The organism is Flavobacterium sp. (genome assembly GCF_020217025.1).
Lineage (GTDB): Bacteria > Bacteroidota > Bacteroidia > Flavobacteriales > Flavobacteriaceae > Flavobacterium.
The window spans coordinates 1-10000 of record NZ_JAIWOF010000031.1; the positions used below are offsets into that span (position 1 = coordinate 1).

General features: G+C 30.0%; 8 protein-coding genes. All 8 read right to left on the reverse strand.

The genetic code is table 11. The features are described from left to right. Nucleotides 1–157: 157 nt before the first annotated feature. Nucleotides 158–1084 carry a tryptophan 2,3-dioxygenase family protein gene (locus LDL23_RS01325; protein ID WP_291264095.1) on the reverse strand — a complete coding sequence of 309 codons (927 nt, stop codon included), beginning with the start codon at nucleotides 1082–1084 and terminating at the stop codon, nucleotides 158–160. Continuing rightward, nucleotides 1084–1860, reverse strand: coding sequence for a DUF3108 domain-containing protein (locus tag LDL23_RS01330; RefSeq protein ID WP_291264096.1), 777 nt, complete (start codon nucleotides 1858–1860; stop codon nucleotides 1084–1086). The genes LDL23_RS01325 and LDL23_RS01330 overlap by 1 nt, the downstream gene beginning before the upstream one ends. Before the next feature lie 388 nt (nucleotides 1861–2248). Then, the gene (locus LDL23_RS01335; protein WP_291264097.1) at nucleotides 2249–3760 is read right to left on the reverse strand and encodes a DUF6770 family protein; all 1512 of its coding nucleotides are present in this window, start codon (nucleotides 3758–3760) and stop codon (nucleotides 2249–2251) included. After that, the gene (locus LDL23_RS01340; protein ID WP_291264098.1) at nucleotides 3757–5034 is read right to left on the reverse strand and encodes a M48 family metallopeptidase; all 1278 of its coding nucleotides are present in this window, start codon (nucleotides 5032–5034) and stop codon (nucleotides 3757–3759) included. Before LDL23_RS01340 ends, LDL23_RS01335 begins: the two co-directional genes overlap by 4 nt. A gap of 62 nt (nucleotides 5035–5096) precedes the next feature. Beyond that, complete coding sequence (hppD, locus tag LDL23_RS01345; RefSeq protein WP_026725162.1) at nucleotides 5097–6260, reverse strand: 4-hydroxyphenylpyruvate dioxygenase; 1164 nt, start codon at nucleotides 6258–6260, stop codon at nucleotides 5097–5099. Nucleotides 6261–6313: 53 nt separating this feature from the next. Continuing rightward, a complete protein-coding gene (locus tag LDL23_RS01350) occupies nucleotides 6314–7474 on the reverse strand; it encodes a homogentisate 1,2-dioxygenase (protein ID WP_291264099.1) in 1161 nt (386 codons plus the stop codon). Nucleotides 7475–7648: 174 nt separating this feature from the next. After that, the gene (locus LDL23_RS01355) at nucleotides 7649–9847 is read right to left on the reverse strand and encodes a patatin-like phospholipase family protein (protein WP_291264100.1); all 2199 of its coding nucleotides are present in this window, start codon (nucleotides 9845–9847) and stop codon (nucleotides 7649–7651) included. Between the two features lie 2 nt (nucleotides 9848–9849). Next, nucleotides 9850–10000 (reverse strand): helix-hairpin-helix domain-containing protein (locus LDL23_RS01360; RefSeq protein WP_291264101.1); only part of this gene is annotated, 151 nt, incomplete at its 5' end.

Here is a 10000-nt window from a genome sequence, read left to right on the forward strand (position 1 = left end):
ATGTAAATCCGTACTCTTTTATGATGGGTTCTTTTTTTACTACTGCTTTTTTTGCTTTTTCTGATTCATCTTTCGAATTACAAGCAGTAAAAAAAGTAACAAATAAAATGGCTAATACTAAATATCTCAATGTTTTTTGTTTTGTGCGCTATGGCGGTTATTCTCCCCAGTTATCTAATTCTTCTTTCGTCCACAGTTCAGGAAAAAATATTCTTTTTTGGTATTTTGGTAACATGTATTTTTTCCAATCACTTCCCCCTGTTGCTTCGTGATTTCCTGGAACACTCTCGATGTATTTTTTGGCAGCATTAAAGTGTCCCATTACCCAAGTTATATTTACCGTTTTGTCGTAATGACGCATCGCAGCAACTAATTCAGGATTTTGTTGATCGACTTCTGGTAATTGTTTGAATTTTCTCCACAAGTTAATTGTGTTGTATTCTTCCATCCAATCTAAGAACATCTTTTTGTACTTTCTTTCAAATTCTAAGATTAAATATGACTTTTCACCTGTGTGGTAATCTTTTCCTGCAGCTTGCCAATACAAATGCTCAAAAGCGTGTTCGTAAGGTGTATTTCTATCGATGGTAGCTCTAAAACGATTGTCGATTAAGTTAATTAAATCAGTAGAACTGAACTCAATTAAACGATATTGTGCCGATTGAAATCCGCTCGCTGGTGTTAAAGTATTTCTGAATTTTAGATATTGTTCTGGCTCCATTCCGTCTTTCATAATATCGAAAGAAGTAGTTAACATATCGAAATAACGACTAATTCTTCCTAATTTCTCAGTAAAATAAGCCGTTGATGGTTTATCGTTATGACACAATTGGTTCATTTCCCAAAGAATCATTTTGAACAACAATTCGTTTACTTGATGATACATTACAAAAACCATTTCGTCTGGTAACGTAGTGCGTTGTGTTTGAAGACTCAAAAGGGCATCGGTTTGAATATAATCCCAATAGGTAATGGGTTTAGCCCAAAGTAATCCTTCTAAATGTGTTGAAGTATTTTGATTAATTGCTTCAAATTTATCATGAAGTTGATTTAATTGTTCTTGAATCTTAGGAGTTACTTCCATTATTGCTCTACTTTAACTTTGAATGAATTTTTTAAACCTTTAAAAGCTTCCAAATCGGCTTTTAAAGAACCTACTGCTAAACTTGCCTTTATACGGATTGGAATTTTATTGTCATCATCTGATATCCAGACAGTTAAACTTTCTTCTTCTTTAAAAACTCTACCTGCTTGAACGTAGGGTCTAAAAATCATACAAGAAACTTTTCCAAATTTAGTTTTTATATCTTCTCTACCAACAAATTTTAACTTAAACTTTGTGGTTTCGTTATCAAAAAACATATCAATTGCGATCGATTCTCCTACTTTTAATTTATCAATTTTTGGATGATTTCTCAAATAGTAAAAGGAAGACACGATATCTTGTACTTCATCTGGGACTGAGAATGTTTTTTCAGTTTTATGCTTATAATCTTTAACTAAAACAGTATTCTTTTCTTGATTAAAGAACCCTTCTTGATTTTTTATATAACCTCCTTCGTTAATTTTTCTAACAAACTGATAGGGCTTTCCTGTTTGTTTGTCAAAATAGCTCTCATAATTATCGTCTACTTCAAAGAAAAATTTGGTCATCCCTACGGTCCAACCTTTTCCTACAACGTGATGTACTTTTTTATTATTTTTTACGGCTTCTTTGATTTCCAAAGTGGCGTAACCCGCATTAACCATTCCGTAGTGAATTCGAAGTTTGAACCACTCTCCAGTAGTGTATGCATTTTCTTGTACTACAAAGGAATTTGTAAACACAAATAAAACAAGAAGTAAGATAATTTTTTTCATAGTTTATTCATTTTTAGAAATGAAAATGCAATTTCCGTTCCAAAAATAGTAAAACAAAAAAACCCAGTCAAAAATATGACTGAGTTTTTATGCTATTAACCAACCAAAAAACTATAAATTATGAAAATTTATTACAAAGCAAGGCAAACTACCTCCTTGTTTTGCGAGTGCAAAGGTATATATGTTTTTGAATTATTCTTAGTCAAATTTCAACTTTAACATATTTTTATCAAAAACGACACCGTTATGCGACTTCAATTTAATGAATTGTTAACAAAATATCGTTTTTACAACGTACCTCGCAATTCTTGCTCACGCTCAATTGACTCAAAAAGGGCTTTAAAGTTACCTGCACCGAACCCACGAGCACCCATTCTTTGAATAAAATTTAAAAGTTAACTTTCTCTAATCTGATTTGGGATGGTTTATTTTTTGAATCAAAAAACTCTATAAGCATCATGTAACCTTTTTTTGCAGGGAAGGCCAAAATTGTGCTTACATCAGTTTTTAAATCAAGTTGCTGTTTATTAAAATTCTCATTACTGTAGGAAACAATTCCAAATTTCGTATTCTGCTTTCTGTTTTTTGAGTTTTTTTCATTGTCACTAAAATAAAATAAAAACTCATCATCATCTAGATCTTGAAAATCGATATAATCAAATGCTCCAAACTCTTTAATTCTTCTTGAATGAGCTGCCGTTCCTGGAAATTTATTTCTAAATTTTTCAGAGATAAATACCTTATTGAAGGAAAAATTTTCAGAGATTTCTAAAAAATAAATATTATTAGTAGTTACAGGACTACCTTTAAAAGCCTCACAAACAGCAATTATTTTCCCATTGCTCAATTGAATAAGGTCATGAACAAAAACAAAACCTTCTTTTTTTATTTCGCCATATTTATTTATCTCAATTTTTGATGACAACTCTGTCCAATTTAAAAATTTTTCTTCTAATTTCTTCCCTGTTTTAAGATTTAGTTTTATTTTGAAAAGACCGAGATTTTCTTCATCATTAATGAATCCGTAATCTGATTTCTTCGAGTAATTCCCTAACAATATCAAATCTTCATTCTCAATATAAGAATCTACTACTTTGTGAGAATATTTATCTTGATTTGAAAATAAAAATTCAAAATTTAATTTACCTGTAATTGCATCAAAAACCATGATTGAATTAACGGGTTTATAATATCCTCCTTTGGTATAATGGTTAGAAAAAACTATATAATTATTTGAAGAGTCTAAAAACTCTAATTCCTTAAACCCATAATCATTTTTTGTTATCTCATAAGTTGTCTTCCATTTTTTTATAAAATTATCATCCAAACAAACTAAAAATTTTTCTTTACCTGTTTGATCTTTCTCTTCTTTTATAGTTACTAAACCAACACCGTCAACTCCTATAATTTTATCTGTTTGATTTGCATCAAAATTTTTAAGGGATCTATCAAATTTGGGCTTGCTTTCTAATTTACCGTTTCTAAAAATAAATATATCACTCATCTTATTATTTGATAAATCTAAAGTTCTATATCTTCTAAATATTTTACCATTCACTGTATCATCATTCAACTCTATTAATAGCTTGTTATTATACAAAGTGACATCAGTAGTTATTTTATCTGCCTTTAGTAGAAGAGAACTATACTTCATTTCTTCTAAATAACCATTTGTAACTTTTGTTAAATTTTCATCTAAGACAACATACTCCAATATGTAAGTTTCTTTTTGAATTTTATCAGATTCAAAAAGAAGAAAATAACCTTTTATATTATTTTTATCATCTTTTATTACATCAGAATCATATAATACTCCAGAGGACAATTTATTTAACTCAACTATTTGAGCCGTTACAAATTGAGTAAAAACTAATAAAACACCTAATACTATTTTTTTCATTTAAATTTTTGAATTAAAATTTCTATATCGCTACTTTTTAAATTATTCATTAAATTAATAAATATGTTCAAGCTTGCAGAATTGTAAACATAATCTATTTGAGGAACATGTTTTGAAAGTGTTTGATTTTCTTTTGCCTTTTGAATCTCAACTAAGTTTAAAAAAATTAAATCCTTATAAAAAACATCATTGTTGATTTTAAATTTTTTAAGCGATTCATATAAGCAAATTCCAAATTCTCCACTTAAATACAAATTATACAAATTTTGATAACTAACATTTTTCTTTATTTCAAAAAATCTTTCTGAAGAAGAACTTTTAAAATTTCGATTTGTAATGAATTTTTCGATTTTTCTTATACGAGTTGAACAATCAGGATGAGTCTTTAGAGAATCAATTTGATAAGCTGGCTTATAATCATATTTATTAAATATTGATTTTTCAACTTCGAAATATTTATTTTTTAATTTAAATGATTCTGTTTCAAATAAAATTCTATAATCCTGTATTACTAGTGAATCTTTCTCATTGTTAGATTCATCTAATTTCTTTAATAAACTTAAAGGGTTATTTAAATCTCTATTTGTTCTAGAATAAAATGAAAATCCTAATGAATCTGCTTGAATTTCTTTTTTTCTTCTTTGAGCGTAATTTTTATAATTTAATTTAAGTAAAAAAGTATTAGCTGCTCTAGTACGGTTATATTTTAATTTTTTTATTTCTTTTGTCTTATCAATAATCTCTTCAGACGTGTGTAAACTCACAAAATTGTCAATTTCTTTTTTGACGTGTTGAAGTTCCTGATGACTTATTTCATGACACAAAACAAAAACCAATTCATCCTCATTATCCAAAATAGTTAATAAACCATAATTAACTACGATAGTTCCATCACCACAATTATAAGCATTAATTTCAGGGTCTTTAGAAATTAAAATCTTATACTCCTTTTTATTTAATTTATTTATATCTAAAATCTCAAATATTAATTTTTGAAAATAATCGTTTAAATTTTTATCTGAAATAAAGGTATTATTGTAGATTTTTTCTAAAAATTCTTCCTGATATTCAAGATAAATCGCTTTAGACAACTTGGATTTTTCAACTGAATTTAAACTTAAATTTTTGTTAAATGTCGCATATTTTGATTTATAAAATTCCAATAATTCAAATTTAAAAGAATCTGAATTACTTATATCTAATACTTCCTTTTTATCTTGAGCTAAAGAGCTATAAGTAATGATAATAAAGAAAAATAAATTAAGAATTTTCATAAAAAAGCTGTTTAGAAACAAAAATAACATTTATTTCTAAACAGCAAATTAATATTTAAGTTTTATAACGTTCCTCGCAATTCTTGCTCACGCTCAATTGACTCAAAAAGGGCTTTAAAGTTACCTGCACCAAACCCACGAGCACCCATTCTTTGAATAATTTCAAAGAAAAGTGTTGGACGATCTTCAACTGGCTTGGTAAAAATTTGTAACAAATAACCTTCCTCGTCAGCATCAATCATGATACCTAATTTTTGAAGTTCGTTAATATCTTCTTTAAATTTAGACATGTGATCTTTTAATCTTTCTGGAATTGCATCATAATATGCTTGAGGTGGCGTACTTAAAAACTCGATTCCTCTAGCACGCATTTCAGCTACGGTTGAAATGATATCATCAGTTGCCACAGCAATGTGCTGCACTCCTTCTCCTTCATAAAAGTCTAAATATTCTTCAATTTGAGAACGTTTTTTACCTTCCGCTGGTTCGTTAATTGGGAATTTAATTCTACCATTACCATTAGACATTACTTTAGACATTAAAGCAGAATATTCTGTAGTAATTTGTTTGTCATCAAATGAAAGGAAATTTACAAATCCCATAACATCTTCAAACCATTTTACTGCTTCATTCATTCTGTTCCATCCCGTATTACCCACCATGTGGTCGATATATTTTAATCCTACTGGAGTTGGATTATAATCTGATTTCCATTCGCTATATCCTGGTAAAAAGATTCCGTTATAATTTTTGCGTTCTACAAAAACGAAAACAGTTTCACCATAAGCTCCATAAATACCAGCACGAACCACTTCTCCATTTTCATCTTTTTCAACTACTGGTTCAAAATAAGATTTTGCACCACGCTTAGTTGTTTCTTCGTAAGACTGACGTGCATCTTCTACCCAAAGCGCAATCACTTTAACTCCATCACCGTGTTTTTTTACATGCTCGCCAATCGGAGAATCACTATTTAAAGCGGTAGTTAATACCAAACGGATTTTGTCTTGTTTTAAAACGTAAGACGCCTTGTCTTTAACTCCTGTTTCTAATCCTGCATAGGCTAATGATTGAAACCCGAAAGCTGTTTTATAAAAATGCGCTGCTTGTTTTGCGTTTCCTACGTAAAATTCTACGTAATCTGTTCCCATTAAAGGCAAGAAGTCTTGTGCTCCTTCAAATATTTTTTCTAATCCGTATTCTACTGATTTTATTTCTTGTGACATGATTCTAATATTTTAATAAATGGTACTATTTACCAAAAGTTGTATTTAATTTTTTATTCTTCTAACCAAGATTGATAATACGTTTCATCTGCAATACCCATGGCATCTTCCGTAACCATTAAAGGTTTGAAAGTATCTACCATTACCGCTAATTCTAACGTTTCTTTTTTACCAATGCTTCTTTCTGCCGCTCCTGGGTGCGGTCCGTGTGGAATTCCAGCAGGATGTAAAGAAATATTCCCTGGTTTCACATCATTTCTGCTCATGAAATCGCCATCTACATAATACAATACCTCATCAGCATCAATATTACTGTGGTTGTATGGAGCAGGAATTGATAATGGGTGATAATCGTATAACCTTGGTACAAAAGAACAAATTACGAAAGCATTTGTTTCAAACGTTTGGTGAATTGGTGGTGGTAAATGAATTCTACCTGTAATTGGTTCGAAATCGTGAATTGAAAATGCATATGGATAATTAAATCCGTCGTATCCAATTACATCAAATGGATGTGAAGCGTAAACCATTTCAAAGATTTCGTCTTTTTTCTTTACTTTGATTACGAAATCTCCTTTTTCATTATAGGTTTCTAATTCTTCTGGACGACGAATATCTCTTTCACAAAATGGCGAATGTTCTAATAATTGTCCAAACCAGTTTCTGTATTGTTTTGGTGTATAAACTGGCGAATGTGATTCTACAATAAATAAGCGATTGTCTTCGGTATCGAAATCTATTTTGTAAATCATTCCTCTTGGAACTACTAAGTAATCGCCATATTTGAAATCTAAATTTCCTAACATGGTTCTTAGTTTTCCTGTTCCTTTGTGGATGAAAATTACTTCATCTGAATCGGTATTTTTATAAAAATAATCCGTTGTTGATTTTCTTGGTGCAGCCAGAACAATGTGACAATCCGAATTCGTCAAAACAATTTTTCTACTTTCTAAAAAATCATCTTGCGGCTCAATTTCAAATCCTCTTAATTTATAAGACTGAATGTTATTTGCTTTCGCAATTTTTGGCGCAACACTGTATTGTTTTCTGATTTCTTTAACCTGAGTTGGTCGTTGTTCGTGATACGAATTGGTTGACATTCCGTCAAAACCTACCGTTCCGAACAACTGCTCATAATACAAATCACCGTTTGGTTTGCGGAATTGTATATGACGTTTATGAGGGATATTTCCCAATTTATGATATATTGGCATTGTAATATATTTTTATTAGACAATTAAGTAATATGTCGAAGTGCCAATTACAACTGAAGTTTGAAAAGTATTGGCACGCTAAAAAACTCACTCAGGATTTCTCTTGATGAGGAATTTCAAATGCGCTAATAAGCCAGCCCAATTTTTCATCAATACAAATATCGTAATTTTTTTTTAAAACCAAAATCCTACCGAAAACCAAGTGTAATGATCCTTAGTTTCTGGAGACCATGAATGCTTAATTTCAACAGGACCTATTACCGTTTCCATACCATAACCAAATGAATATCCTGAATAATTTGGTTTAACAAACCATGTGTCTATGGTGTCAAAAATTTTATTTCCAACATTAGCAAAGTTAGCACTAAAATTCAAATGGTGCTTCTTAAATATTTCATAATCTGCTGTTAATAAAAGTTTTACATAACTATCTCCAGCCAAGCTCAAAAAATCATATCCAAAAAAAGGCTTAATATTGTTTACTTGTTGAAATCCATAACCGCCTAATATAAAATCAAAATAAGAAACACTTCTTTCGCCAACAGAAAAACCTCCTTCTGTTTGAAGTTTAAATGTCATATTCTTAAAAACGGGTTGTGCAAAACCAAAATCAGCTTTTGCTACAGAAAATCGCTCGAAGTTACCTTTGTAATCTGATGAATAGCCATAATATCTTATTTCAGAATTAAAATTCCAACCAGTTCTTGGAAAATATTTTTTATCGAATGAATCATACTTCATAAATCCAAAAATGGACAAATAATTACTTCTTTCAAAAACATAATTAGTATCTTCTAATGTTTCTGATTTTAATCTTAAAAACTTGTACTCAACTCCACCTCCTAATGAAAATTTTTGAGCAAAAATGGTTTGTAAATACGCTTGATTACTCAAATCAAAAAAATCAACATTAATAGCATTTGCTGTTGTATTCGAAACTACATTATCAGCAATATTACTTGTAATATTTCTATTGAAGGTTGTTAATTTAGAATTGAAACCAAAACTCCAATAAAATCCATTGTCAATATAATAATCAAAATTGTATCGAATGTTATCTCCCAAAATCAAATCTAATGACGCTACATCATTTTTAGCTAAGAGTCGTTTCTTAGTATAATTCAATAAGATTCCACTTTTAAACAAGTCGTCATAATGCAATCCAAACTTTAAAAAAGTATTATTCTCATTCTCTTTTAATTGCAAAATTAATTTGTCACCATCTTGCATTTTTTCAAATGAATAATTAATGGCACTAAAGTTTTGAGTGGCATTTAAGTTTAAAATTCCCTTTTGTAATTGACCTATTGAAATTTTAGTATTCCTTTTAAATTTTAATTTACCAATAATGTACGCTCTCGTATAATTTTCAAGTTTATTAAAAACGATATCCTTGATATAAATTGAATCTTGAACAACTATTTTGTTATCATTTTTGGCACTTGAATTTCCAAACGGAGCTAGTTCTCTAACAAACTCTAAGGCTTTTTCTTTTCCTTTTCCAATAATATCTTTTCCTTTCTCAAAATCCACAACCGTGTAGCCTTTAATATCAGGTTTGATGTAAATATTGGTCATTTTTTGTTTTCCTTCCATTTTTTCAATCATGGAAAAATTATTGATTTGCGCTAAAACCGAAGTAACACCTTTTAATTCTTCCCTAGTTTTTAATCCATCCTGAACATCAACACCAATAATAATATCTACTCCACGAGATTTTAATTCTTCAATAGGATAATTATCCACAACACCACCATCTATTAAAACCCTACCGTTTATTTCAACAGGACTATACAAAGTAGGTAATGCGCCACTTGCAATCATGTTTTGAGCTAAAACGCCCGAATCTAAAACCACTTTTTCTCCCGTTTCGGCATCTGTTGCAATACATAAAAAAGGAATAGGCAATTGTTTGAAATCACGAACATGACTCACATGTTGTGTTAAAGAAGACAATAAATTGAAATTATAAAGCCCTTTTGATAATCCAGAAGGTAATCCCAATTTAAATTTATTAAATGGAAGTGTTAAAGCGTAAATCTCGTCATTTCGCTTTTCATAAAACGATTTAGAACCTCTTGGTGTAAAATCTTGAAGTAAAGCATCAACATCCACATTAGAAAAAATAGCATCTAATTGCTCGGCATTATAGCCAGAAGCGTACAATCCACCAACAATCGCACCCATACTGGTTCCAGCCACATAATCAACTTTTATACCAAGTGAATCGATTACTTTTAGCACGCCAATATGCGCCAATCCTTTTGCACCACCACCACTAAGCACAAGTCCAACTTTTGGTCGCGGGTTTTCTTGTCCTAAGCTGATTTGGGTTAGAAATAGTAGGCTTACAAACAAGAGGAGTTTTTTCATTTCTATTTAGGAGTATTTTTCTTGTAAAAGTCGGAAATTTTTTTGGCTTTTGAAACACCTACAACTTCAGAAATTGCTTTTTCATCGGCATTTTGCAATCTTTTAACACTTTTAAAATGTTTCATTAATGTAATCATCGTTTTTTCTCCAATA